The organism is Bradyrhizobium sp. CCBAU 51753 (assembly GCF_015291565.1).
GTDB lineage: Bacteria > Pseudomonadota > Alphaproteobacteria > Rhizobiales > Xanthobacteraceae > Bradyrhizobium > Bradyrhizobium ivorense.
Genome location: NZ_CP030037.1, coordinates 1060623 through 1085845, shown reverse-complemented (window position 1 = coordinate 1085845; position 25223 = coordinate 1060623). Strand labels below are relative to the sequence as shown.

The 25223-nt window shown below is 65.5% G+C and carries 25 protein-coding genes; 14 read left to right on the top strand and 11 right to left on the bottom strand.

The window, feature by feature from the left end:
• Positions 1-96: 96 nt before the first annotated feature.
• Together hemA and XH93_RS04995 are read left to right on the top strand one after the other, a co-directional pair.
• Complete coding sequence (gene hemA, locus XH93_RS05000) at positions 97-1326, top strand: 5-aminolevulinate synthase (RefSeq protein WP_139486878.1); 1230 nt, start codon at positions 97-99, stop codon at positions 1324-1326.
• Positions 1327-1441: 115 nt separating this feature from the next.
• Positions 1442-4951: a PAS domain-containing hybrid sensor histidine kinase/response regulator gene (locus tag XH93_RS04995; RefSeq protein WP_194472666.1), complete on the top strand. Its 3510-nt coding sequence runs from the start codon at positions 1442-1444 to the stop codon at positions 4949-4951.
• 368 nt (positions 4952-5319) lie between these two features.
• Here the strand turns inward: XH93_RS04995 and XH93_RS04990 are convergent, their stop codons facing one another.
• Positions 5320-5994, bottom strand: coding sequence for a response regulator transcription factor (locus XH93_RS04990; protein WP_139486876.1), 675 nt, complete (start codon positions 5992-5994; stop codon positions 5320-5322).
• Positions 5995-6309: 315 nt separating this feature from the next.
• Between XH93_RS04990 and XH93_RS04985 the strand changes: the two genes are divergently transcribed.
• Positions 6310-7944 carry an MFS transporter gene (locus XH93_RS04985; protein ID WP_210340439.1) on the top strand — a complete coding sequence of 545 codons (1635 nt, stop codon included), beginning with the start codon at positions 6310-6312 and terminating at the stop codon, positions 7942-7944.
• A 93-nt stretch (positions 7945-8037) separates the two neighbouring features.
• Here XH93_RS04985 and XH93_RS04980 read toward each other — a convergent pair whose 3' ends face one another.
• The 3 genes from XH93_RS04980 to XH93_RS04970 all read right to left on the bottom strand — a co-directional run bounded on the left by XH93_RS04980 (position 8038) and on the right by XH93_RS04970 (position 9732).
• Complete coding sequence (locus XH93_RS04980; protein ID WP_371814930.1) at positions 8038-8493, bottom strand: secondary thiamine-phosphate synthase enzyme YjbQ; 456 nt, start codon at positions 8491-8493, stop codon at positions 8038-8040.
• A gap of 67 nt (positions 8494-8560) precedes the next feature.
• A complete protein-coding gene (locus XH93_RS04975; RefSeq protein WP_194472664.1) occupies positions 8561-9079 on the bottom strand; it encodes a hypothetical protein in 519 nt (172 codons plus the stop codon).
• Positions 9080-9108: 29 nt separating this feature from the next.
• Positions 9109-9732: a 2-hydroxychromene-2-carboxylate isomerase gene (locus XH93_RS04970; protein ID WP_139486873.1), complete on the bottom strand. Its 624-nt coding sequence runs from the start codon at positions 9730-9732 to the stop codon at positions 9109-9111.
• Between the two features lie 254 nt (positions 9733-9986).
• Here XH93_RS04970 and XH93_RS04965 point away from each other — a divergent pair, with 254 nt between their 5' ends.
• The 5 genes from XH93_RS04965 (at position 9987) to XH93_RS04945 (ending at position 12648) form a co-directional block, all read left to right on the top strand.
• Positions 9987-10358, top strand: a complete 372-nt coding sequence (locus XH93_RS04965; RefSeq protein WP_194472663.1) for an AtpZ/AtpI family protein — start codon at positions 9987-9989, stop codon at positions 10356-10358.
• A gap of 72 nt (positions 10359-10430) precedes the next feature.
• The gene (locus tag XH93_RS04960; protein ID WP_139486871.1) at positions 10431-11180 is read left to right on the top strand and encodes a F0F1 ATP synthase subunit A; all 750 of its coding nucleotides are present in this window, start codon (positions 10431-10433) and stop codon (positions 11178-11180) included.
• A 57-nt stretch (positions 11181-11237) separates the two neighbouring features.
• Positions 11238-11468 (top strand): F0F1 ATP synthase subunit C, encoded by a 231-nt coding sequence (locus XH93_RS04955; protein WP_016847054.1) that lies wholly within the window; start codon positions 11238-11240, stop codon positions 11466-11468.
• A gap of 123 nt (positions 11469-11591) precedes the next feature.
• Positions 11592-12158, top strand: coding sequence for a F0F1 ATP synthase subunit B (locus tag XH93_RS04950; protein ID WP_139861977.1), 567 nt, complete (start codon positions 11592-11594; stop codon positions 12156-12158).
• Between the two features lie 4 nt (positions 12159-12162).
• Positions 12163-12648: an ATP F0F1 synthase subunit B gene (locus XH93_RS04945; RefSeq protein ID WP_139861978.1), complete on the top strand. Its 486-nt coding sequence runs from the start codon at positions 12163-12165 to the stop codon at positions 12646-12648.
• Between the two features lie 113 nt (positions 12649-12761).
• Here XH93_RS04945 and XH93_RS04940 read toward each other — a convergent pair whose 3' ends face one another.
• The 5 genes from XH93_RS04940 to XH93_RS04920 all read right to left on the bottom strand — a co-directional run bounded on the left by XH93_RS04940 (position 12762) and on the right by XH93_RS04920 (position 18516).
• Positions 12762-13409, bottom strand: a complete 648-nt coding sequence (locus tag XH93_RS04940) for a hypothetical protein (RefSeq protein WP_139486868.1) — start codon at positions 13407-13409, stop codon at positions 12762-12764.
• A gap of 116 nt (positions 13410-13525) precedes the next feature.
• On the bottom strand, positions 13526-14113 hold the full coding sequence (locus XH93_RS04935) for a GNAT family N-acetyltransferase (protein ID WP_139486867.1): 588 nt from the start codon (positions 14111-14113) through the stop codon (positions 13526-13528).
• A 169-nt stretch (positions 14114-14282) separates the two neighbouring features.
• Complete coding sequence (locus XH93_RS04930) at positions 14283-15572, bottom strand: pitrilysin family protein (RefSeq protein ID WP_194472662.1); 1290 nt, start codon at positions 15570-15572, stop codon at positions 14283-14285.
• Positions 15569-16987, bottom strand: a complete 1419-nt coding sequence (gene thrC, locus XH93_RS04925; protein ID WP_194472661.1) for a threonine synthase — start codon at positions 16985-16987, stop codon at positions 15569-15571. The genes XH93_RS04930 and thrC overlap by 4 nt, the downstream gene beginning before the upstream one ends.
• Positions 16988-17436: 449 nt before the next feature.
• The gene (locus XH93_RS04920; protein ID WP_194472660.1) at positions 17437-18516 is read right to left on the bottom strand and encodes a Cj0069 family protein; all 1080 of its coding nucleotides are present in this window, start codon (positions 18514-18516) and stop codon (positions 17437-17439) included.
• 503 nt (positions 18517-19019) lie between these two features.
• Between XH93_RS04920 and XH93_RS04915 the strand changes: the two genes are divergently transcribed.
• The 6 genes from XH93_RS04915 to XH93_RS04890 all read left to right on the top strand — a co-directional run bounded on the left by XH93_RS04915 (position 19020) and on the right by XH93_RS04890 (position 24028).
• A complete protein-coding gene (locus tag XH93_RS04915) occupies positions 19020-19838 on the top strand; it encodes a sulfurtransferase/chromate resistance protein (protein WP_194472659.1) in 819 nt (272 codons plus the stop codon).
• Positions 19835-21226 carry a chromate efflux transporter gene (gene chrA / locus XH93_RS04910; protein WP_194472658.1) on the top strand — a complete coding sequence of 464 codons (1392 nt, stop codon included), beginning with the start codon at positions 19835-19837 and terminating at the stop codon, positions 21224-21226. Before XH93_RS04915 ends, chrA begins: the two co-directional genes overlap by 4 nt.
• Before the next feature lie 57 nt (positions 21227-21283).
• Positions 21284-21517 (top strand): PepSY domain-containing protein, encoded by a 234-nt coding sequence (locus tag XH93_RS04905; protein ID WP_194472657.1) that lies wholly within the window; start codon positions 21284-21286, stop codon positions 21515-21517.
• A gap of 42 nt (positions 21518-21559) precedes the next feature.
• Positions 21560-21889, top strand: a complete 330-nt coding sequence (locus XH93_RS04900; RefSeq protein ID WP_194472656.1) for a hypothetical protein — start codon at positions 21560-21562, stop codon at positions 21887-21889.
• Between the two features lie 47 nt (positions 21890-21936).
• On the top strand, positions 21937-22881 hold the full coding sequence (locus XH93_RS04895; protein WP_194472655.1) for a DUF1259 domain-containing protein: 945 nt from the start codon (positions 21937-21939) through the stop codon (positions 22879-22881).
• 430 nt (positions 22882-23311) lie between these two features.
• Complete coding sequence (locus XH93_RS04890; protein ID WP_194472654.1) at positions 23312-24028, top strand: dihydrofolate reductase family protein; 717 nt, start codon at positions 23312-23314, stop codon at positions 24026-24028.
• Positions 24029-24034: 6 nt separating this feature from the next.
• Here XH93_RS04890 and XH93_RS04885 read toward each other — a convergent pair whose 3' ends face one another.
• Together XH93_RS04885 and XH93_RS04880 are read right to left on the bottom strand one after the other, a co-directional pair.
• A complete protein-coding gene (locus XH93_RS04885) occupies positions 24035-24796 on the bottom strand; it encodes an SURF1 family protein (RefSeq protein ID WP_194472653.1) in 762 nt (253 codons plus the stop codon).
• Positions 24793-25179, bottom strand: coding sequence for a DUF983 domain-containing protein (locus XH93_RS04880; RefSeq protein WP_139486857.1), 387 nt, complete (start codon positions 25177-25179; stop codon positions 24793-24795). The genes XH93_RS04885 and XH93_RS04880 overlap by 4 nt, the downstream gene beginning before the upstream one ends.
• Positions 25180-25223 lie beyond the last annotated feature (44 nt).

Sequence of the window (25223 nt, the reverse complement as noted above, 5' to 3'; positions counted from 1 at the left end):
CATGCCCAGATGTGAGCCAATGCATAGACATTAGAGCTGGAAAAGCTCTAAGTAAGGCCTTCAGTGCCCGGTCAGGTTCCGTTTGTGGGTTCGCCGATGGATTACAACCAGTTCTTCAATGCCGCCCTCACCCGCCTGCATGACGAGCGGCGCTACCGCGTGTTCGCCGATCTCGAGCGGATCGCCGGCCGCTTCCCGCACGCCACCTGGCACTCGCCGAAGGGCCAGCGCAATGTCGTGATCTGGTGCTCCAACGACTATCTCGGCATGGGCCAGCACCCCAAGGTGGTCGGCGCCATGGTCGAGACCGCGACCCGGGTCGGCACCGGTGCCGGCGGCACCCGCAACATCGCGGGCACCCATCATCCGCTGGTGCAGCTCGAGGCGGAGCTCGCCGACCTACACGGCAAGGAAGCCTCGCTGCTCTTCACGTCCGGCTATGTCTCGAACCAGACCGGCATCTCGACCATCGCAAAACTGATTCCGAACTGCCTGATCCTGTCGGATGCGCTGAACCACAATTCGATGATCGAGGGCGTCCGCCAGGCCGGCTGCGACCGCCTGATCTTCCGCCACAACGACGTCGCGCATCTCGAAGAGCTGCTGATCGCCGCCGGTCCCGACCGGCCGAAGCTGATCGTCTGCGAGAGCCTCTATTCGATGGACGGCGACGTCGCGCCGCTCGCCAAGATCTGCGATCTCGCCGAGAAATACGGCGCCATGACCTATGTCGACGAGGTTCACGCGGTCGGCATGTACGGCCCGCGCGGCGGCGGCATCGCCGAGCGCGACGGCGTGATGCACCGGATCGACATCCTCGAGGGCACGCTGGCGAAGGCGTTCGGCTGCCTCGGCGGCTACATTGCCGCCAAGCGCGAGATCATCGACGCCGTGCGCTCCTATGCCCCGGGCTTCATCTTCACCACCGCGCTGCCGCCGGCGATCTGCTCGGCCGCGACAGCGGCGATCCGCCATCTGAAAACCTCGAACTGGGAGCGCGAGCGCCACCAGGACCGCGCCGCCCGCACCAAGGCGATCCTGACCGCCGCCGGCCTGCCGGTGATGTCGAGCGACACCCACATCGTGCCGCTGTTCGTCGGCGACCCCGAGAAGTGCAAGCGCGCTTCCGACCTGCTGCTCGAGGAGCACGGCATCTATATCCAGCCGATCAACTATCCGACCGTCGCCAAGGGCACCGAGCGGCTGCGCATCACCCCCTCGCCGTACCACGAGGACGGCCTGATCGACGCGCTGGCCGAGGCCCTGCTGCAGGTCTGGGACCGGCTCGGCCTGCCGCTGCACCGGAAGTCGCTGGCCGCCGAGTAACCCTATCCGTTGCTGCCCCCCGAAATCGGGCCGGTCGTGCGATGCGCGGCCGGCCCTTTGGGTTTATAGTCCCGTGACCTGGCCCTCCCCCGGCCGGGAAGGGAGATGAGCAGCGATGCTGCACGACTGGGGCGTAATCGCCACGGCGTTCGCCTACATCGGATTGTTGTTCTTCGTGGCGAGCCGCGGCGACCGGATGCCGCCCGGCGAGCGCGGCCTTGCCAGCCGGTGGATCTATCCGCTGTCGCTGGCGATTTACTGCACCTCCTGGACCTTCTTCGGCTCGGTCGGCTTCGCCACCCGCACCAGCATCGACTTCCTCGCAATCTATGTCGGCCCGATCCTGATGATCGGGCTGTGCACGCCGCTGCTGCGCCGGGTGATCGCGCTCGCCAAGTCGCAGAACATCACCTCGATCGCCGACTTCATCGCCGCGCGCTACGGCAAGAGCCAGGCGGTGGCCGCGACGGTGGCGCTGATCGCGATCATCGGCTCGGTGCCCTACATCGCGCTGCAGCTGAAGGCGATCGCCTCGTCGCTGGAGGTGATCCTGAGCGAGGACCAGGCGTTCTCCAGGATCCCGATCATCGGCGACATCGCGCTGATGGTGACCTTGGCGATGGCCGTGTTCGCGGTGCTGTTCGGCACCCGCCACACCGACGCGACCGAGCACCAGCACGGCCTGATTCTGGCGATCGCGGCCGAATCGATCGTCAAGCTGGTCGCCTTCATCGCCGCCGGCGCCTTCGTCACCTTCTGGATGTTCTCGCCCGGCGAGCTCTACGAGCGCGCCCTGAAGACGCCGGAAGCGGTGCGCGCCATCGAGTATGTGCCGTCGGTCGGTAATTTCCTGATCATGACACTGCTGTCGTTCTGCGCCATCATGCTGCTGCCGCGCCAGTTCCACGTCAGCGTCGTGGAGAATTCGACCAGCGCCGACGTCAGCCGGGCGCGCTGGCTGTTCCCGCTCTACCTCGTCGTCATCAACCTGTTCGTGATTCCGATCGCGATCGCGGGCCTCGTGATCTTCCCGTTCGGCGCCGTCGATGCCGACATGTTCGTGCTGGCGCTGCCGATCGAGGGTAATTCGCAGCTGCTCAGTCTTGCCGTGTTCGTCGGCGGCCTGTCGGCCGGCACCGCGATGGTGATCGTCGAATGCGTCGCGCTGTCGATCATGGTCTCCAACGACATCGTGCTGCCGCTGGTGCTGCCGCGCAGCGACGATGCCCGGGTCGGCCACACGGACTTTGGCGACTTCCTGCTGAAGGCGCGCCGCTTCTCGATCTTCGCCATCATGGTGATGGCGTATTTCTACTATCGCGCGCTCGGCAACACCCAGCTGGTCTCGATCGGCCTGCTCTCCTTTGCCGCGATCAGCCAGCTGGCGCCGGCGTTCTTCGGCGGCCTGTTCTGGCGCCGCGCCACCGCGCGCGGCGCCATCGCCGGCATGGTGATCGGCTTTGCGACCTGGCTCTACACGCTGTTCATTCCGAGCTTCCTGGAAACCTCGACCACCGGGCTGATGCTGTTGCAGCACGGGCCGTTCGGCATCGACGCGCTGCGGCCGCAGGCGCTGTTCGGCGCCGATCTGCCGCCGCTCCTGCACGGCGTGCTGTGGAGCCTCTCGCTCAACATGCTGACCTATGTCGTGTTCTCGCTGGCGCGCGCCCCGTCGTCGATCGAGCTGCTGCAGGCCGACCTGTTCGTGCCCAACGAGCTGGCGCCGATCGCCCCCAGCTTCCGGCGCTGGCGCACCACCGTGACGGTGCAGGACATCCAGAGCACGGTGACGCAATATCTCGGTCCCGACCGCACCCGGGAGGCGTTCGCCTCGTTCGCCGCCGATCGCAACATCGCGCTCGATCCACAGGCGCCGGCCGATTTCGAATTGCTGCAGCACGCCGAGCGGCTGATCGCCTCCTCGATCGGGGCGGCGTCCTCGCGCCTCGTGATGTCGCTACTGCTGCAGCGGCGCACCGTGTCGGCCAAGGCCGCGCTGAAGCTGCTCGACGATTCCCACGCCGCGCTGCATTTCAACCGCGAGATCCTGCAGACCGCGCTCAACCATGTGCGGCAGGGCATCGCGGTGTTCGATCCCGACCTGCAGCTGATCTGCTCCAACCGTCAGTTCTCCGAGCTGCTGGCGCTGCCGCCGCATCTGGTACAGCTCGGCATCCCGCTGCCCGAGATCCTCGAATTCATGGGCGCGGTCAGCCCGCCGCCGGCCGGCGACAGCGACAGCCTGCTGCAGCTCAGGCTGCGCGCCTACACCACCGAGGGCGAACCCTATCTGGAACGCTTCATCGACCGCCACCAGGTGATCGAGGTGCGCGCCAACCGGATGCCGGGCGGCGGCCTCGTCATCACCTTCTCCGACGTCACGCCGAGCTTCGAGGCTGCTGAGGCGCTGGAGCGCGCCAACGCGACGCTGGAGAAACGGGTGCGCGACCGCACCGAGGAGCTGACCCGGCTGAACTCCGAGCTCGCGCTCGCCAAGGGCATCGCGGAAGACGCCAACGCCTCCAAGACGCGCTTCCTGGCCGCGGCCAGCCACGACATCCTGCAGCCGCTCAATGCGGCGCGGCTCTATGTCACGAGCCTGGTCGAGCGCCAGAACGGCGGCGAGGATTCCCGCCTGGTCGAGAACATCGACGATTCGCTCGAGGCGATCGAGGACATCCTGGGCGCGCTGCTCGACATCTCGAGGCTCGATGCCGGCGCCATGACGCCGGCGATCACCAGCTTCCGGATGGCCGACCTGATGCGGTCGCTGGAGATCGAGTTCATGCCGATCGCCCGCGACAAGGGTCTCGATCTGCGCTTCGTGCCCTGCTCGCTGCCGGTCGAGTCCGACCGCTCGCTGCTGCGCCGGCTGATGCAGAACTTCATCTCGAATGCGATCAAATACACCCCGCGCGGCCGCGTGCTGATCGGCTGCCGCCGCCATGGCAAGCAGCTCCAGATCAGCGTTTACGACACCGGCGTCGGCATTCCCGTGCAGAAGCGCGGCGAGATCTTCAAGGAATTCCATCGGCTCGAGCAGGGCGCGCGGATCGCGCGCGGTCTCGGGCTTGGGCTCTCGATCGTCGAGCGGCTGGCGCGCGTGCTCAACCACCGCATTGCGATCTCGGCCAATGACAGCGGCGGCTCGGCGTTCTCGGTCACGGTGCCGATCGCAGCCGCGGTCAACCATACCGCGGCCGTCACTGCCGCCACCCCGGTGTCGAAGACCCCGATGAGCGGCGCGCTGATCGTCTGCATCGAGAACGACCCCGCCATCCTTGACGGCATGAAGACGCTGCTCACGGCGTGGGATGCCGAGGTGATCGCGGTGACCGATGCCGACGCCGCCATCACCGCGATCGAGGCCGCCGACGGCCGCGTTACCGGCGTGCTGGTCGACTACCATCTCGACCGCGGCAACGGCGTCGCCGCAATCCGCGAGATCCGCCGCCGCTTCGGCAACAACATTCCGGCGATCCTGATCACCGCCGACCGCAGCCCGGCGGTGCGCAGCGCCGCCCGCGAGGAAAACATCGCGGTGCTGAACAAGCCGGTCAAGCCGGCCTCGCTGCGCGCTTTGCTCGGACAGTGGCGGACGCAGCAGATGGTGGCAGCGGAGTAGCGCGATCAGGCGTGCGCGATCTTCATTCCGTCATCCTGAGAGGATGTCAGGCTCTGTCCTCGTTCATCCACTGCTGTCATCGCCCGACCTGTGCGCAATTGCGCACATGGACCGGGCGATCCAGTACGCCGCGGCCTATCGGCTCAAGCACGACCGTCTCTGGAATACTGGATCACCCGCCTTCGCGGGTGATGACATCGAGCGAACCGTTTGACAGTTGAAGCAGACCGAGACCGTCATCCTGAGGTGGCCGCTTCTTCAGCGGCCCTCGAAGGATCGACGGCCACCGGCCGGGCCGTGCATCCTTCGAGGCTCGCCGAAGAGGCGAGCACCTCAGGATGACGGGATGAATTTTGACCGGATAGCTTCTAAGTCGTCGGCGTGCCCTGGCGCCATTGACCGCCGGCGATCTTGGCGGCGGCGATCACGGCCTGGGTGCGGCTTTCGACGCCGAGCTTCTGCAGGATGGCCGAGACATGCGCCTTGATGGTCGCCTCGGAGACGCCGAGCTCATAGGCGATCTGCTTGTTGAGCAGCCCCTCCGACAGCATCATCAACACGCGCACCTGTTGCGGGGTCAACGTCACCAGGCGGTCGCGCAGCCGCGTCATGTCGGGATCGCCGGCAGCCGAGAGATCGGTGTCCGGCGGAACCCAGACGTCGCCTTCCATCACCTTCATGATGGCGTCGCGCAGCGTCTCGACGCCGAAGCGCTTTGGAATGAAACCGGAGGCGCCGAAGTCGAGCGAGCGGCGGATGGTTCCGGCATCATCGCTGGCGGAGACGATCACCACCGGAATCGCCGGATATTGCGCGCGCAGATAGATCAGTCCGGAGAAGCCGCTGATCCCCGGCATCGTCAGGTCGAGCAGAATCAGGTCGACCTCGGAGTCCCGTTCGAGCAGCGCGGTGAGGTCCTCGAACGATCCGGCCTCGCTGATCGTGGCCGAACTCACGACACTCGACACCGCCTGGCGCAACGCATCACGGAACAGCGGATGGTCGTCAGCGATGACAAGATGAGTATTGGCAACAGCAGTCATCTCAGTCCCATTAGCGGGTTTTGGCAAACCCGCGAAGTCCTTTGTCACCCAGGCGGGAATACCACGCAAGCGCCTGGTAATGCCACATGCCAACGCGGTTAACCCGCCGAACTTGTGCGCCGCAATAGACGCGTCCGCCGGCGCTCCATCCCATTCGCACGCCTGGCGATAAGACCTGGCGATAAGACCAAGTGTGCAACGGCCAAAAGTCTTATTGGGGCAGGTTTCACTGCGATGTTACCTTTCTGCGAGTCCCCATATCCGATCCGGCCTGCCGGACGTGTGGGAAGAGGAAAAGCACTGGGGAGCAAACGAATGACGATAGCTGCGACTGCGGCCGGAAACGTCCGTACACGTGGAATGACCGGCGAAGAGAGAAAGGTCATCTTTGCCTCCTCGCTCGGGACCGTGTTCGAGTGGTACGACTTCTACATTTACGGAACGCTTGGCGCCTTTCTGGCGAAATACTTCTTCTCGAACGTTCCCCCGAATGTCGGCTTCATTTTCGCGCTGCTGGCGTTCGCCGCGGGCTTCGCGGTGCGCCCGTTCGGTGCGCTGATTTTCGGCCGCCTCGGCGACATGATCGGTCGCAAATATACGTTCCTCGTCACGATGACCCTCATGGGCATCGGCACCTTCTTCATCGGCTTGCTTCCGGGCTATGACAGCTGGGGCATTGCCGCGCCCGTCGTGCTGATCGGGTTGCGCCTGGTCCAGGGCCTTGCGCTCGGCGGCGAGTATGGCGGCGCCGCCACTTACGTTGCAGAGCATGCACCGCAAAACAAGCGCGGCTACTACACATCCTGGATCCAGACCACGGCAACGCTCGGCCTGTTCATGGCCCTGCTGCTCATTTTGGGCATCCGGACCTGGATGGGCGAGGCCGCATTCGGTGACTGGGGCTGGCGCGTGCCGTTCCTGCTCTCGGGCATCCTGCTGATCGTCTCGATCTGGATTCGACTGAGCCTGAACGAGTCGCCGGTATTCCAGCGGATGAAGGAAGAGGGCAAGACGTCGAAGCGGCCTCTCACCGAATCGTTTGCCGAGTGGTCCAACGCCAAGGTCGCGATCTTCGCGCTGCTCGGCGCCACGGCCGGCGAGGCCGTCGTCTGGTACGGCGGACAGTTTTATGCACTGTTCTTCCTGACCCAGACCATCAAGGTCCCCGCCGTCACCGCACAGATCATGATCGTGGTGGCGCTGGCACTGGGAACGCCCGGCTTCATCCTGTTCGGCTGGCTCTCCGACAGGATTGGCCGCAAGCCGATCATTCTGGCCGGCTTCCTGCTCGCGGCGCTGACCTACTTCCCGATCTTCAAGGGCATCACTCACTTCGCCAACCCGAAGCTCGAAACCGCATTGGCGTCCTCCCCGGTGACTGTCATCGCCGACCCGAACGAGTGCTCGTTCCAGTTCAAGGCGACCGGCACCGAGAAATTCACCACAAGCTGCGACGTGGCCAAGTCCGCGCTCGTGAACCTGTCGGTGAACTACACCAATGAAGCCGCGCCTGCCGGCACCAAGGCCAAGGTCAAGATCGGCGATCAGACGCTCGCAGCCGACAGCCCGGATTTCGCCAAGGCACTGCCGGCGGCAATCACGAAGCACGGCTATCCGGCGTCGGCCGATCCGAACGAGATCAACACCGTGATGACGACGGTGCTGCTCTGGATCCTCGTGATCTACGTGACCCTCGTCTACGCACCGATCGCTGCATGGCTGGTCGAGTTGTTCCCGAGCCGCATCCGCTACAGCAGCATGTCGCTGCCCTACCACATCGGCAACGGCTGGTTCGGCGGCTTCCTGCCGGCCACCGCGTTCGCGATCGCGGCGGCCACCGGCGACATCTATTCGGGCCTCTGGTACCCGGTCGGCGTCGCCCTGATGAGCCTCGTGATCGGCTTCCTGTTCCTGCCGGAAACCAAGGACGTCGACATTACCAAGACCTGATCGCAAGAGCCGATCAGTCGGCATCACGATCGAAAATGCATCGGCCGCGGAGCGATCCGCGGCCGATGTCATTTGGAAGGTCGATCGAACGCGTCAGCGCGTCGCGCCGATGAACTGCAGCACGATCTCCCGGCTGTGCGGGCGCGCGCGGTGCTCGATCAGATAGATGCCCTGCCAGGTGCCGAGCGCCATCGCGCCGTCGAGCACCGGGACCTGCAGCGAGGTCGCCGTCAGCATGGTCTTGATGTGCGCCGGCATGTCGTCGGGGCCCTCGGCGTCATGGCGCCAGCCGCCGTCCTCGGGCGCGGCGCGATCGAGCGCCGTCATCAGGTCGGCCAGCACCGTGGGATCGGCATTTTCCTGGATCGTCAGCGACGCCGAGGTGTGACGGATGAACAACGTCACCGCGCCCTCACCGGCGCGCGCCTCGTGCAGAAATTTTGCGACCTCGCGCGTGATGTCGGTGAACCCGGCGCCCGCGGTCTGCACCGTCAGCCGCGACGAGACGATGCTGGTTGCAGCGACGGAAGACGGCGCCGAGTGTGACATTGTTTTCGCCGCGTTCATCTGCACTCTCTCAACACGTCGTCCCGGCCAAAGCCGCGGCAGCACCGCGTCAAATCTTGCCGCCGTTGACGTCGCGCTGCACCCGGTTGGCCATCTCGATCAGCCGCCGCCAGGCACGCTCCAGGAACGACATCATGCGATCCATGTCGCGGTCGCTCGGCAGCGGGATCTCGATCTTGCGCTCGCCCTCGGCCGTCTTCGGCTCCGCCTTCTTGAGCTGGTCCGATTTCGGCAACGCCTCGTCGGTCTTGCCCGAGACGGCGGGCCCGCGCGCCGCAAGCTCGGTCTTCAGCCTGTCGTTGTCGGCCTGCAGTCGGCCGATCTCTGCATCCAGCGCCGCGCGCTCGTCGGGCACCAGATAGCAGGCCCAGCCGGCGCGGGAGCTGGTGCAGGTCGACACTGCGCCGGTGCGGGTGTCGAGCCGCAGAAAACCATCGCCTGCAGGAGACACCGCATAGCGGCCGTTCTCGGTGTCGGGTGTCGCTTGCGCGCGCGCCGCGCCGCCGACAGTCAGGACGGTGGCCGCAATCGCGATGGACAGTTTCAAGGGCGACGTCGCTATCGGCATGACTTGCTCCGCCTCTACCAATCAGGCCCCTAACTATCAGAGCTATAGGGCTTGCGACCTGACTTCAACGCGTCTTCGAGCAATTCGATCCGGTCCTGGCCCCAGAATACTTCGCCGTCGAGCACATAGCCCGGCGAGCCGAACACGTCCGCAGTCAGCGCATCCTGCCGGTTCTGCTCATAGGCGGCGTCGATCGCCTCGCTCGCCGAGCGCGCCACCAGCTGCTGGCCGGGCAGACCGGCATCGTCGGCAAGCTGCACCAGCACTGCTGGATCGGCGAGGTTGAGCTGCTGCTCCCAGACCGCGGGATATGCCCGTTGCAGATAGGGCTCGACATCGAGGCCGGCCTCGAGCGCCGCGATCACGACGCCATCGGCCAGCCGCGGATTGAACGGCCAGTTGGCCGGCTGCAGGTGGAAATTCAGCCCACGCTTGTCGCGCCAGCGCTGCAGCTCGATCATCCGGTAGCGCTGCCGCACCGGATGGCGCTTGGCGAGCGGCAGCCCGCCGGTCTCCATGAACAGATCGATCAGCAGCACAGGGCGGTAATTTACCTTGAGATCGTAAGTGCTTACGAGTGCAAGGAACGGCTTGTGGCCGATATACGCCCATGGCGATTGCAGCGAGAAATAGTAGTCGACCTGGCGCGGCATATGGACTTCCCGGCTGCACGTGGAACGGGTGGGCTTCGAGCATCCCACATCGCTTCATTGTATCCCAGCTGCTGCAGTGCGATCACTGCGTCACTCTGACCTTGAATATCTTCAGATAAATCCAGCGAAATCAAAGCAATAGCTGGTTACGACGCAATCTTGACTTGATTAGACGCGGTCAGTATGGTCCGCGCGGCTTTCGACGGGGACGGGCGTAATTTCCATCATCCGCGGCATCGGTTAGTGTTTGCAGCATGGCTGAAAACACCAACGAAGACGTAGGTGGAAATCGCGATCAATCGTCTCCTGACGAAGCTGCGCTTTCCGCAAGGCTCGGAAGTCTCGATCATCGGTTGTCTGAAATTCGCGACAGCCGCAGGAGCAAGACTGATCAACCCGGTACTGAAGGCGGGGACAGTGCGGCCAGAGCTTCGGCGATGGCGCTCGGTTTTCGTCTTTCCTCGGAGCTGATCGCGGGCGTTGCCGTCGGAGCGGCGATTGGCTGGGGGGTCGACCGTTGGCTGTCGACGTCGCCATTCGGCTTCATCGTGTTCATGCTGCTCGGCTTCGTCGCCGGCGTGGTCAACGTGGTGAGGTCTGCTGGCAGGGCCTCGGGCAAGCGTTGAGCGCTGGCGGGAAGTCACGACATTTGCAATTCGATAACCGGCAGGACGGCCGGTGGACCAAGAGCCGCGCGGATGAAAATCGACCCGATCCACCAGTTCAACATCGAGCCCCTCTTCACGCTCGGCCATATCGGCAATCACACGATCGCCTTCACCAACTCGTCGCTCTACATGTTCATCGCGGTGCTGCTGATCGCGCTGCTGATGCTGGCGAGCGGCCGTGAGCTGATTCCGGGGCGGCTGCAGTCGGTCGCCGAGATCTCCTACGAGTTCGTCGCCACCACGATTCGCAGCACGGCCGGCTCGGAGGGCATGAAGTTCTTCCCGCTGATCTTCTCGATCTTCATGTTCATCTGCGTCTCGAACCTGGTGGGCATTATCCCCTACACCTTCACGGTCGCGAGCCATCTGATCGTCACCGCCGCGCTGGCGCTCTTGGTGTTCTTCACCGTGCTGATCTACGGCCTCTACAAGAACGGCGTGAAATTCTTCAAGATCTTCGTGCCGTCCGGCGTTCCGATCTACATCCTGCCGCTGGTGATGTTCATCGAGGTGCTGTCGTTCTTCCTGCGGCCGGTCTCGCACAGCGTGCGTCTGTTCGCCAACATGCTGGCCGGCCACATTGCGCTGAAGGTGTTCGCGGGCTTCGTCGCGATGCTCGGCTTCTCGCTGGGCGCGCTCGGCTGGTTCGGCGGCGTGCTGCCGCTGGCGCTCACGGTTGCGCTCCAGGCGCTGGAACTGCTGGTCGCGTTCCTGCAGGCCTATGTGTTCGCGATCCTGACCTGCATCTATCTCAACGACGCCATTCATCCGGGACACTAAGCGGTCCGGGGAATCTCCACCCACCAATCTGTCTATCTTTCCTCCAAGGAGCTACATATGGAACCGGCAGCAGCAAAACTTATCGGCGCGGGCATCGCGTGCATCGGCATGGGCGGTGCGGGCGTTGGCGTGGGCATCATCTTCGGCAACTACCTTGCTGCTGCGGTGCGCAACCCGTCGGCAGCGCAGGGCCAGTTCGGCAACCTGATCTTCGGCTTCGCCGTGACCGAAGCGCTCGGCATCTTCTCGCTGCTGATCGCGCTGCTCCTGCTGTTCGTTCCGCTCTGAGCGGCACCCCGGTTCCGCTCTGCGGTAACCCGGTTCCGCTTTGCGGTAACCCCTTCGCGCCGCCCAAGGTCGCTCCAAGGCTCGTTCCAAGGGCGGCGCGCATGACAGCAACAGGAGAACACCATGGCTGAGAGTCATGGCGAGGCAAAAGGCCAGAAAGCTGGTGCCCACACCGAGGCCGATGGCGGACATCACGGCGGAACCTTCCCGCCGTTCGATTCCACCTATTACGCCTCGCAACTGGTGTCGCTGGCGATTGCGTTCGTCGCGCTCTATCTGATCGTGTCGAAAATCGCACTGCCGCGCGTCGGCGGTGCCATCGATGCACGGCAGAACAAGATCGAGGGCGACCTGGCCGATGCGCAGAAGCTGAAGGACGAGTCCGACGCTGCGCTGAAGGCCTATGAGAGCGAATTGGCCAATGCACGCTCCCGCGCGCAAGCGATCGGCAACGAGACCCGCGAGAAGCTGAACGCGGCCTCCGAAGCCGAACGCAAGGCGCTGGAGGAGAAACTGGCGGCCAAGCTTGCCGACGCCGAGAAGCAGATCGCAACGACCCGGACCAATGCCATGAGCAACGTCCGCGGCATCGCGGCGGATGCGGCCGGCGCCATCGTCCGGCAGCTGTCCGGCGTGACGCCGGATGCGAACGCGGTCGGCAGCGCTGTCGACGCGACGCTGAAGGGATAGACGGATGTTCTACGAACCGGAAACCTGGGTCGCGATCGCCTTCATCATCCTGATGGTCGTGTTCGCCTATCTCGGCGTCCATCGCACGCTGCTCACCGCGCTCGACCACCGTGCCGAGCGCATCAAGGCCGAACTCGACGACGCCCGCCGTCTGAAGGAAGAGGCCGCCAAGCTGCTCGGCGACTACAAGGCCCGCCGGGCCAGCGCCGAGCGTGAGGCCGAGGAGATCATCTCCAGCGCCAAGGCCGAGGCCGAACGGATCGCGGCCGAGGCCAAGACCCGGATGGAAGAGTTTGTCACGCGGCGGACCAAGACCGCCGAGAGCAAGATCGCCCAGGCCGAGGCCCAGGCCGTGGCCGACGTCCGCGCCGCGGCAGCCAACGCCGCAGTCGCCGCCGCCTCGACCATCCTGTCGCAACAGGTCAAGGGCTCGGTCGCCGACGACCTGCTCAACAAGGGCATCGCCGAAGTCCGTTCCAAGCTGAACTGACGCGAAACCAGTCTCACGACAAAGGCCGGCGCGAGACGATCGCGCCGGCCTTTTCGTTTGTCCGGTTTTTCCGGATGACTGCGATCCCGTTGGTCCGCCGCCGGATATTGCCGCTACTTCTTCCTCGGACGGGCTTTGGGCTCGCCCTTCAGGGCCTGCGGGTCGAAGCCGATATAGAAGACATAGGCGTCGTTCTCGGCCGCCGACGGCGCGGGATAGACCACGTCCTCGGCTACCAGGCTGAACGGCACGCTGCCGCTCTCGTCGATCTGCACCGTGGTCGTGTAGGCCTTGGTCGCGATGGTCTTCTCGCCGACGCCGCCGCGCACCACGGCGACGCGTAGCGGCACCTCGACCGACGGCGGCGCACCCGAGGGACCGACGATCACCCGGCCCTGAATCCCGATCTTGGCGGTGATCTCGCCGTTGTTCAGGCTGCACTGCCGCGCGGTGCGCGTGATCGAGGCCAGGAACTTGAGATCGTTGCCGACCGGCTGCTTGCCGGGCGCCGCCACCGAATAGGTCGATGCGCCGGCCCGGATCTGCACCGGCGGACAGGTCAGCTCGGCATCGCTGTCATCGAGCTGCCGCGGCGCCGCCGGCGCGGCAGCCGGCTTGTCGGAATCCGACGAACCGCCGCCGAACAGGCTCTTGAAGCGGTCGCTCAGGGACTGCGCCGAGCTCGCCTGTGGCAGCAGGGCCGCGCCGAGACCAACCGATACCGCCGCTGCGATCGCGAGCCTGATCACCCTGTCACCCATGCGATATCCCAAAGCCTCCAAGCAAAGTTCCCTGTTTCAAGGGGCGCCTTATAGCAAGGCAATGACGGCGAACCCAAGGCGCCGGGCGGCCGCCGCCGTCAGCCAATAGGCGAAGGTCAGCCGCGGAAATCCTCATGCAGCAGCCCGAACAGCAGGTGGTCCTGCCAGATCCCGTTGATGCAGAGATAGCGCCGCGCCAGCCCCTCGCGGGTGAAGCCGCACTTCTCCAGCACGCGGATCGACGGGCCGTTGGAGGGAATGCAGGCCGCCTCGATGCGATGCAGATTGAGCTCGCCGAACAGCGACGGCAGCAGCACCCGCAGCGCCGTCGTCATGTAGCCGCGATCGGCATGGGGCTGACCGACCCAGTAGCCGATGGTTCCGGCCTGCACGATGCCGCGGCGGACATTGGCGAGCGTGATGCCGCCGATCATCATCCCGTCCGATTCGCGGAAGATGATGAACGGATAGGAGCGGTCGGCCGCGATGTCCTCGGTGTAGCGGCGCAGGCGACGGCGGAAGCCCGAGCGGGTCAGGTCGTCGGAGGGCCAGATCGGCTCCCATGGCGTGAGATAGCCGCGGCTGAATTCGCGAAGCTGCGCCCATTGCGGGAAATCCGACATCTGCGGCGCGCGCAGCAACAGCCCGTGACCGCGCGGCATCAATGCAGCCGGTCCACTGGATGGCAAACGAAACAGGGCCATAGCCCACTACTCCCCGCCTATTGCTCCCTCGCCCCGCACGTGCGGGCAGAAGGTCGGGGTGAGGGGCTCCATCCACGAGCGAGCCGATCGTTGGGACCTGTACCCCCTCACCCGGATTGCTTCGCAATCCGACCTCTCCCCGCAGGCGGGGAGAGGTGAACTATATCTCCTAATGCAGCAGCGTCTTTGCCTTTGACTGGGTCAATCCTTCCGCAAAAGACACCGCCGTGTCCAGACCTCTTCCACTGCCGAGCGCCACAACGGCCGGGCGGCTGCGCGACAGCAGCCCGCGAGCGGCGTTGCGGCTCGATTCGACGCTGACCGCATCGATTCGCGCCACCAGTTCCTCCACCGTCTGCGGCCGCCCATAGGCTAGCACATGGCGTGCCAATTGTTCGGCCCGGGATGAGCAGCTCTCCAGCGCCATCAGCAGGCCGGCCTTCATCTGCGCCTTGGCGCGGGCGACCTCGGCCTCGGTCAGGGTCTCCACGGCGTCGTTGATGACATCGACGATCACTTCCATCATCTCGGGCGCGTCGGCGGGATCGGTCCCGGTATAGAGGCCGAAGAAGCCGGTGTCGGTGTAGGGCGCGTGGAAGGTGTAGATCGAGTAGCACAGGCCGCGCTTCTCGCGCACCTCCTGGAACAGCCGCGACGACATCCCGCCGCCGAGCGTGTTGGTGAAGACCTGCAGCGAGAACAGCGACGGGTCGGTCTGCGGCACGCCCTCGAGCGCCAGCGTCAGATGCGCCTGCTCGAGCTCGCGATGCACGACCTTGGAACCACCCTTGCCGAACATCGCCGCCTGCGGCTTAGGCGCCGGCGTGGCGTCGAAGCTGGCAAACTTCTGCGCGACATCCTCGACGATGCGCTTGTGGTCGACGGCGCCGGCGGCGGCGACCACCATGTCGGGCGCGCGGTAATGCGTCGAGAGATAGCCGCGCAGCATGTCGCGGTTGAAGGCCTTCAGCGTCTTGGCGGTGCCGAGCAGCGAACGGCCCATCGGCTGATCCGGATAGCAGAGCTCGTTGAGATGCTCGAACACGACGTCATCGGGGGTGTCCTGCGCCGCGCCGATCTCCTGCACGATCACGCCCTTCTCGCGCTCGAGCTCGTCGGGCACGAAGGACGGATTGGCAAGAATGTCGGACAGCACGTCGAGCGCCAGCGGCACGTCCGCCTTCATCACCCGCGCATAATAGGCCGTGGTCTCGGTCGAGGTGCCGGCGTTGAGGTCGCCGCCGACCGCCTCGATCTCCTCGACGATCTCGCGCGAGGAACGCCGCGTGGTGCCCTTGAACGCCATATGTTCCAGCAGATGCGAGATGCCGTGCTCGTTCGGCTTTTCGTCGCGACCGCCGACGCCGGCCCAGACGCCGAGCGCCGCGGTTTCCAGATGCGGCATGGTGTCGGTGACGATGGTCAGCCCGCTCGGCAGCTTTGTGATTTCAACACTCATCCGATGGCTCCCTGCTTGGCGGCGCGGCTGACCGACAGCACGAAGCGCTCGATCTCGGCGGAATCGTTCTTCATCACAGTCATATGTTCCGATTTGGCCATCAGGCCGCCGAGCCAGGCCGGCAGCTGCGGGCGCACGCCGCAGGCAGCCTCGACCGCGTCGGGGAATTTCGCCGCATGCGCGGTCGACAGCACGATGTTGGGGATCTTCGAGTCGGACGTATCGCGGTCGGCGACCGCGAGCGCCACCGCGGTGTGCGGATCGACCAGATCGCCGGCCTCGCGCCAGGCGGCACGGATCGCCGCCGCGGTCTCGGTCTCGTCGGCGCGGCCGGCGTCGAAATCGCGCCGCACGGCAGCCAGCGTCGCATCCGGCAACACGAAGCGGCCGGACTGTTTCAGCGAGGCCATCAGGCGGCGGACCTGGTCGGCGTCGCGGCCGCTGGCCTCGAACAGCAGCCGCTCGAAATTCGAGGACACCTGGATGTCCATCGACGGCGACGTCGTCGCATGCACCTCGCGCACCTCGTAGATGCCGGTTTTCAGCGTGCGTGGCAGGATATCGTTGACGTTGGCGGCGATGCGCAGCCAGCGGATCGGCAGGCCCATCCGTTTTGCCACGTAGCCGGCAAAAATGTCGCCGAAATTGCCGGTCGGCACCGTGAAGTCGACGGTGCGCGAGGGCGAGCCGAGCGCGACCGCGGAGGTGAAGTAGTAGACCACCTGCGCGACGATGCGCGCCCAGTTGATCGAGTTGACGCCGGACAGCGCGACGGTGTCGCGGAAGCGATGGTTGTTGAACATCGCCTTCACCAGCGCCTGGCAATCGTCGAACGTGCCTTCGACCGCCAGCGCATGGACGTTGGCGGCGCCGGTCGTCGTCATCATCCGGCGCTGCACGTCGGAGATGCGCCCGTTCGGGAACAGCACGACGAGGTCGACATTGTCGAGATTGGCAAAGGCTTCGACCGCGGCGCCGCCGGTGTCGCCGGAGGTCGCGACCACGATGGTGGTGCGCTGGGCTCGCTTGGCCAGCACGTGATCCATCAGCCGCGAGATCAACTGCATCGCGACGTCCTTGAACGCCAGCGTCGGCCCATGGAACAGCTCGAGCAAGAACTGGTTCGGTCCGGCCTGGTCGAGCGGCACCACCGCGGGATGGCGGAACGTGGCATAGGCCTCGTTCGCCATGCGGCCGAGCTCGGCATCGGAAATCTCGCCGGCCACAAACGGGCGGATCACCTCGACCGCGACTTCCCAATAGGGCCGGCCGAACAGCGCGGCGATCTGTTCGGGCGACAACTGCGGCCAGGTCTCGGGCACGTAGAGCCCGCCGTCGCGGGCCAGCCCGGTCAGCATCACATCGCAGAAGCCCAGCTGAGGGGCTTCGCCCCTGGTCGAAATATACCGCGTCAAACCGCCCTCCAAAGGCTTCGATCCGAGCCTTAAGCCTTTGATATCATGGAAGTATCGAGCACGCCTCCGAGCGTGCCGAACGGTCACCATAGAAGATCGGACCAGCAAAGGGTAGCCCGAAGCGTGCGTCCCGGGGTCGCTTGGAGCGGTGTTGATGCATCGGTTCGGTGCGGCGGGGCGCATCGCTCCCCTCCACGTCGTCCGTCCTGGCCTGCGCCGGGACGACGCTGAGGGTGTGGCGCGGTCAAGGTCCCACGCCGTCATTGCGAGGCGCGAAGCGACGAAGCAATCCATCGCTCCGCATATGCTGCTCGATGGATTGCTTCGCGGAGCCTGTCATCGGGCGCGCGTTCGCGCGACCCGTTGGCTCGCAATGACGCGTCTGGCGTTTGCGCAAACGTCCGCGTGATTCCGGGGACTCGCGAAGCGAGATCCCGGAATGACGAACTCTATCGGCCGACACCCGCTCCGGCAGCCTGACGCAGACGCTCGCTCACCGTCCGTGCGATCGCCGCCGGTGCCTCGTCGGGAATCGCAAAGCACGAGCTCGCGTTGATCTCGCAGAGCACGTAGGTGTCGGCGCCATCGGCATCGCGCGGACCGTAGAGGAAATCCGCATCCCAGATCACCGGCAGCGACGCCTCGTCGATCGCGAGCGTCGCTGACAGTTGCGGGATCCATTCGTGCTCCATCAGCCTGCGCAGCGTCTGGAATTGCGGCGCGTCGGGGCCGTGCATGATGCGCGGTCCGGGCTGGGCCTCGGGTGCCTCAGGGCCTTCCGCGGGCGGCGGGATCAAAGCCTTGATCAGCTGCTGCCCAAAACCCGCGACCTTCGATCCGCTGACGTAACAGCGGATCATGCCCTCGGGCAGGCGCGGCTGAAAGGCCTGGTCGATGATGCAGCCGCCCCAGCCGAAATACGGCTCGCAACGCGCCATGAATTCGTCCAGCGGCATCTGCTCCGGCCGGCTGCCGCGGAGCGCATGCAGCACGCGAACGGTCGCGTCCGCATTCGGCACGGCTTCGACCTTCCAGACGCCCTGCCCGCCATTGCCGCGGTTCTGCTTGAGCACGCGCGGACCGGCCGTGCGAAGCCGCGACGGAAATTCGGCGCGGAACGCGGCTGCGGTGTCGTAGCGATGCGTGTCGGCGCCCCAGCCGAGATGACGCGTGCGGTACAGCACCTCCTTGACGCCCATCTTGAGGATGACGTCCGGATGGGCGCTGACCCACGGGCGCTTCGCCGCGACCTCGCGGAGCAGCGGATCGAGCTCCGCACGGGTCTTGCCCTGATGGATCGGATCGACCCAGACGAGCACGCCGTCCACGGTCAGCAGTTGCTCGCGGACATCGTCGGCGAAGGTCTCGTCGTAGATGACGGGAATGGCCTCAATGCCGCAAGCGGCGAGCGCGTCGAAGACGCGAACGAAACGGCTGTTGTACGCGGTCGCCCCGCGGCGCATCGCAGCATCGCCGCGGCACAGGATCGCAATTCTGGAACGAGGGGGAATGTAGTGTTCGATGTCCATATCAAAGCTCCACGACGGGATTGTGTGTCGCGCAGAGCTTGGACCGAAGTCTCGCGGGGGGTCTGCCGTTCCCCCGTGCGCTTTAATCTAGACGGCCTTGTCTAGGTTTCAAGATGGAAGGCCGTGATGGAGCCACCGGCGGAAGGGTTCCCTTCCCCCTTGCGGGGGAGGGTTAGGGAGAGGGTGGCCACACGACGTGCTCTTTCGGTTTGCATGGGATAAGCGCGCGAGATTGCAAGAGAGCCGTGTTCCCATCAATCATATCGCCCGGGGCTTACCCCTCTCCCCAACCCTCCCCCGCAAGGGGGAGGGAGCCTGACCAGTGTGCTCACCTCACCACCAGGAGACACGCACAAGCAAAGTTGAAACATCGCGCTTCTCCCCCATCCGGCAAGGCCGTTGACAGCGAGGGGCATTAGTTTTTTATTGAGGGTACGGGGATGTGCGATCTCCCCGCGAGGCGACATGCCCAAGAATCGCGTCCTGTTCACCAAGGGCGCACCATGTCGTCATACACATCGATCTCATCCGAAAAGTTGTCTCGTCTCATCGGCACGGCCAAGGCGCCGACGCTCGTCGACGTCCGCCTCGATGAGGATTTCGCCGCCGATCCGCGGCTGATTCCGGGCGCGGTCCGGCACTCCCATCTCGACGTCCAGGAGTGGGCGTCACGCCTCACCGGCCAATCCGCGGTCGTGATCTGCCAGAAGGGGCAGAAGCTGAGCGAAGGCACCGCCGCCTGGCTCCGCTGCGGCAACATCGCCGCCGAAGTCCTCGAGGGCGGTCACCTCGCCTGGCGGGAGGCGGAACTTCCGACCGTTCCTGCCGACAAGATTCCAAAGCGTGACAAACGCGGCCGCACGGTATGGGTGACGCGGTCGCGGCCGAAGATCGACCGCATCGCCTGCCCTTGGCTGATCCGCCGCTTCGTCGATCCGTCGGCCGTGTTCCTGTTCGTCACTTCGGCGGAGGTCGAGGCCGTCGCCGAACGGTTCGATGCCACGCCGTTCGACATCGAGAACGTGTTCTGGAGCCATCGCGGCGAGCTCTGCACCTTCGACGTGATGGTCAAGGAATTCGGCCTGTCGACGCCGGCGCTGGAGCGGCTCTCGATGATGGTGCGGGCCGCCGATACCGCGCGGCTCGATCTGTCGCCGGAGGCCCCCGGACTGCTCGCGGCATCGCTCGGCCTGTCGCGGATGTTCGACGACGATCTCGAACAACTGAGCGCCGGCATGCTGCTCTACGATGCGTTCTACCGCTGGTGCCGCGACGCCACCAGGGAGACGCACAACTGGCCGACCAGCAAGGTGAAGCCATGAGCGACGTCGCAGCAACGCGAAAGGGCAACGCGCAGGAACACGCCCACGGCATCTCGTTCAACGAGGCGCTGCTGGTGTGGATGCGCGTCGCGATCCTGAGCTTCGGTGGGCCGGCCGGCCAGATCGCCGTGATGCATCGCATCCTGGTCGAGGAGAAGAACTGGATCTCGGAAGGCCGCTTCCTGCACGCCCTCAATTACTGCATGCTGCTGCCGGGCCCCGAGGCCCAGCAGCTTGCGACCTATATCGGCTGGCTGCTGCACCGGACGCTCGGCGGCATCGTGGCGGGCGGATTGTTCATCCTGCCCGGCGTGTTCGCCATCATGGGGCTGAGCTACATCTATGCGGCCTACGGCAATGTCGGCTTCGTCGAAGCGTTGTTCTTCGGCCTGAAGGCCGCGGTGCTCGCCATCGTCATCCAGGCGGTGGTGCGGGTCGGCAAGCGCGCGCTGCGCAATCGCGTGATGATCGCGCTGGCGGCGATCGCCTTCGTCGCGATCTTCTTCTTCGGCGTGCCGTTTCCATTGATCATCGTGGCCGCCGCCGTCACCGGACTGGTCGGGGCTCGCCTCGGCCGGCCCGAATTCGCCGCGATCGAGCATAACGGCAAGAATTCCGCGGTGATCGACAGCATGCTCGGTGAAGCGGTGCCAGATCACGTCCGGCCCGATGCTGCGCGCACGTTGCGGGTCGGCGCGGTGTGGCTGGCGCTCTGGCTGGTGCCGGTGTTCGCGCTGCTGATCGCGCTCGGCTCCGACGACGTGTTCAGCCAGATCGCGATCTTCTTCAGCAAGATGGCGATGGTGACGTTCGGCGGCGCCTACGCCGTGCTCGCCTATGTCGCGCAGCAGGCCGCCGAATATTATCATTGGGTCAGCCCGCGCGAGATGCTCGACGGCCTCGGCATGGCCGAGACGACGCCCGGACCGCTGATCATGGTGGTGCAGTTCGTCGGCTTCATGGCGGCGTTCCGCGAGGGCAGCGGCCTGTCGCCGATGCTCGCCGGCACGCTCGGCGGGCTGCTCGCGACCTGGGTGACCTTCACGCCGTGCTTCCTGTGGATCTTCGTCGGCGCGCCGTACATCGAAGCGCTGCGCGGCAACAAGGCGCTGGCCGGCGCGCTATCGGCGATCACCGCGGCCGTGGTCGGCGTGATCCTCAATCTGTCGATCTGGTTCGCGCTGCATACGCTGTTTCGCCAGACCTTCCCCGTGCACGGATTTGGCCTGGCGTTCGACGCACCGGTGCCGAGCAGCATCGATTGGCCGGCGCTGGCGCTGTCGGCCGCCGCCGCGCTTGCGATCTTCCGCTTCAACGTGGGGATGCTCAGCGTCCTCGCCGCGTCCTGCATCACGGGCGTTCTGCTGCGGCTGGCGGGCATCATCTGAACGGGCAGGCGCGTGTTTCGAGAACCTGGGGCAGCACAGACAACCAGGAGAACAACCATGCAGAAACCAAAACTCTCCCAACTGATCCTTGCGTTCGCGATCGCGGGCACCGTCATGCCCGCCCATGCCCTGACGCAGGACGAGCTCGTCGCAAAGCTTCAAGCCGCCGGCTACAGCGAGGTCAGCGACGTCAAATCGACCGCCGAAGGCATAACGGCAAAGGCGATGAAGAACGGCAAGCCCGTGCGGCTCGTCATCGACAGCAGCGGTCAGGTCAAGGAACAGCACTGAGACCGCGGCGCGCCCCCAATCGAAGCGAACGAAGGAACAATCATGATCAAACCAGCATTAGCCCTGGCGGCCGCCCTGTTGTGGCCTGCCGCAACTCTCGCGGCGCCGACCGACGGCAGCGAGCAGCAGCAAGCCGCATCGGCCGAAGCGGCCGGGATCCGCGCGCCGGCGCCGCAGATCGTGCGCGGTGTCGTCGACAGCATCGACGAACGCAGCGACACGATCAGGCTACGCCTGTCAGCGGACAGAACCGAGCCATTCAAGGTGCAGGACGGCCTGCTCTTCAACGCCGTCCGCTTCGGCGATCCCGTCGCAGTCTCGGTGCAGACCGTTTCCGGGGTCCGGACCATCGTCGGGCTCTCGAAGGAATAGCGCCGCGGTTTTTGACGCATCGTATTCAGCTTCACAGGAGTGCTCCCATGAGAACCACCATTTCGGCGCTGATCGGCGTCAGTGCCTGCCTGTTCGCGACAGGCGGAAGCGCGCAAAAGATCGACTGGCAGGTGTTCACCGAGCCGTTCGTCTCGGCGGCCCATGCGCAGGCAATCGATTGGCAGAAGGTCGATGACACCTTGGGCAGAAAGCCGGCGGTCAGCGGCGACGTGCACCGCTACGGCTTTCCGCGCAGCGATCTCACGGTGACGCTCGACGGCGTCACCATCAAGCCGGCGCTGGCGCTCGGCGGATGGGTCGCGTTCAAACCCATGCATGATGGCGTCATGGCGATGGGCGATCTGGTGCTGCTCGAATCCGAGATCAACCCGGTGATGGCGAAGATGATCGCGAACGGCCTGCAGATCACGGCCGTGCACAACCATCTGCTTGGCGCCAGTCCCGCGACCTTCTACATGCACGTCGCCGGTCACGGCGACCCGGCCAAGATCGCGAGCGCGATCCGCGATGCGCTGGCCGAGAGCAAGACGCCGCTTTCGATCCCGGCATCGACCGCGCCGCCGCCCGCGGTCGACCTCGACACCATGCAGCTCGACCAGATCATCGGCGTCAAGGGCCAGGCCAATGGCGGCGTCTACCAGTTCAACGTGCCGCGCCGCGATCCGGTCACCGAGGACGGAATGGCGTTGACGCCGGTCGGGCCAATGGGCGTTGCGATCGCCATCAACTTCCAGCCGACCGGCGGCGGCAAGGCGGCCATCACCGGCGACTTCGTGCTGACCAATAACGAGGTGAACCCGGTGATCATGGCGCTCAAGACCCACGGCATCGCGGTCACCGCGCTGCACAGTCACATGCTGGATGAGCAGCCGCGGCTGTTCTTCATGCACTTCTGGGCCAACGACGACGCCATCAAGCTTGCAAACGGCCTGCGCGCCGCGCTCGACAAGACGGCGAGCACCAGGAGCTGAGGCTCGATCCGCGCCGACAGCGCCGGGCAACGAGCGCCTCGCAGTTCTTGGATAAAATGCGCCGTGATGGAGCCACCGGCGGTAGGGTTCCCTCCCCCCTTGCGGGGGAGGGTTAGGGAGAGGGGTGCCACTCGGCACGCTCTCTCAAAAAGAGCGTCAAAAGAGCGTCGACGACGCAGGCAAGATTGACAGTCCAATGCCTGCATCGATCATCTCGCCTGGGGCCACCCCTCTCCCCAACCCTCCCCCGCAAGGGGGGAGGGAGCCTGACCGGTGTGCTCACCTCACTATGAGGGACGCATCGCACAACCAAAGTTGAAACATCGCGCCGCGATGGGCGTTGAGCGCTCGGCCGCACCGGCCTAAATGGAAGATGCTTCCGGTCTCGCCGCACCCGCGGTCCGCATCCCATTTCAAAAAGAGCAGCTCCATGCGTCCCCACATCATCTGCCACATGGGCACGTCGATCGACGGCCGCCTGCATCCCAGCCGCTTCACGCAGGCGGCGGCCGGCGTTTCGCGCGAGGTGCTGCGCGCCCATTATGAGCGGATCCACGACGAATTCGGCGCCGATGGATGGATCATCGGCCGCGTCACCATGAACGAGATGGCGAAGGGATCGGCGCGGCAGATCGCCAATCCGCCGAAGTTTCCGCGCGAGGCGCATCTCGGCCATCGCGACGGCCGGAAGCTCGCGATCGGCATCGACCCGTCGGGCCGCGTGCATTTCGGCAAGGACAATGTCGGCGGCGATCACGCGGTGGCGGTGCTGGGCGCAGAGGTCTCCGACGGTCATCTCGCCGAGCTGCGCGAGGACGGCGCGTCCTACATCTTCGCCGGCGCCAAGGGCGACGATCTGCCCGCTGCGATGGAGCAGCTTGGCCGCCTGTTCGGCGCCAGGACGCTGCTGCTCGAAGGCGGCGGCGGCATCAACGGCGCGTTCCTTAAAGCTGGGCTGATCGACGAGTTCAGCACGCTGATCTTTCCCGCGGTCGACGGCGTCGCCGGATCGCAATGCATCGTCGACTATCACGGCCCCGAGGGCGACCGCCCCGGCGCCGGACAGGCGCTGCGACTGACCCATTGCGAGGCGCTGGACGGCGGCATGGTCTGGCTGCGTCACGCGGTGGAGCGCGTACCGACCTGAGACTCCTCAAGCCCCCTTGCGGCGCTGGCCGCGCCACCACAAGCCGAAGGCGATGGTGACGGCGGCGGCGAGCGAGAACCAGGTGATGGCGTACTGCATGTGGTCGTCCTTGAGACGCACCTTGAGCGGGCCCGGCTTCGGTGTGCCGCTGTCCGGCACCGGCGCTTCGAGGTCGATGTAGAACGGCGCCACCTCACCCCAGCCGAGCGCCTGGGCCATCGCGCGGTGATCGCGCACGAACCAGAGCCGCTTCGCCGTGTCTTCCTTCGGCGTCAGCCGGCCCGGCGGCTCGGGGTAGCGGAGATAGCCGGTCATCGTCACCGGTGCGCCGGTGACGATGCGCGCAGCGACGCGATCCTCGAAGGCGCGGTCCTGCATCGTGTTCTGCACGAAGCCGGTGTTGATCACGATGGTCTCGCCGCTGGCGAGCTTGGCCGGCAGGAAGGCCCAGGTGCCGGGCCCGGTGACGTCGTCGCGCACCGCGGAGCCGGAGCTGTAGACCATCGCGTCCGGCGCCTTTGCGTAGGTCGCGGTGAAGTTGAAGCGGTGGAATTCGTCCTTGGCCGAAGACAGCGCCGGCCACGCCGATGGCGGCGGCAGCGCTTCCGGCGCGGCGGAGAGCCGGGCGTCCAGGGTTGCGATCAGCGCATGCTTCTCGACCCGGCGCTGCAATTGCCAGACGCCGAGGGCGACAAAGACCGCGATCAGGATCAGGGTGAAGATGCCGAAGCCAGCGGCGCTCGGCCGCCGCGTCGTGATGTCGTTCATTTCGGGTCGCGCTGGATCAACTGGCCTTCGGCCGCCTTGTGGTGGAATTGCAGCGCGATCAGAAGCGACTTCATGGAACGCAGCGGCAGGATGGTGGTGACGAGGATCAGCGGCAACCAGAGCGCGGCATGAACCCAGAACGGCGGCTGGTACTTGACCTCGACGATCAGCGCGGCCGCGACCACGACGGCGCCGGCCAGCATGATGATGAAGACCGCCGGCCCGTCGCCGGCATCGATGAAGGCGTAGTCGAGGCCGCAACGCTCGCAGCGCGGCGCCAGCGTCAGGAAGCCGGCATAGAGCTTGCCCTTGCCGCAGCGCGGACACCGGCAGGCGATGCCGCGGAGGGCGCTCTCGGTCACGGTGGGCAGGGGTTCGGTCATCTTGGCTCTTTGTTGGAGCATGATCTCTGCGGAAAACCGGCTAC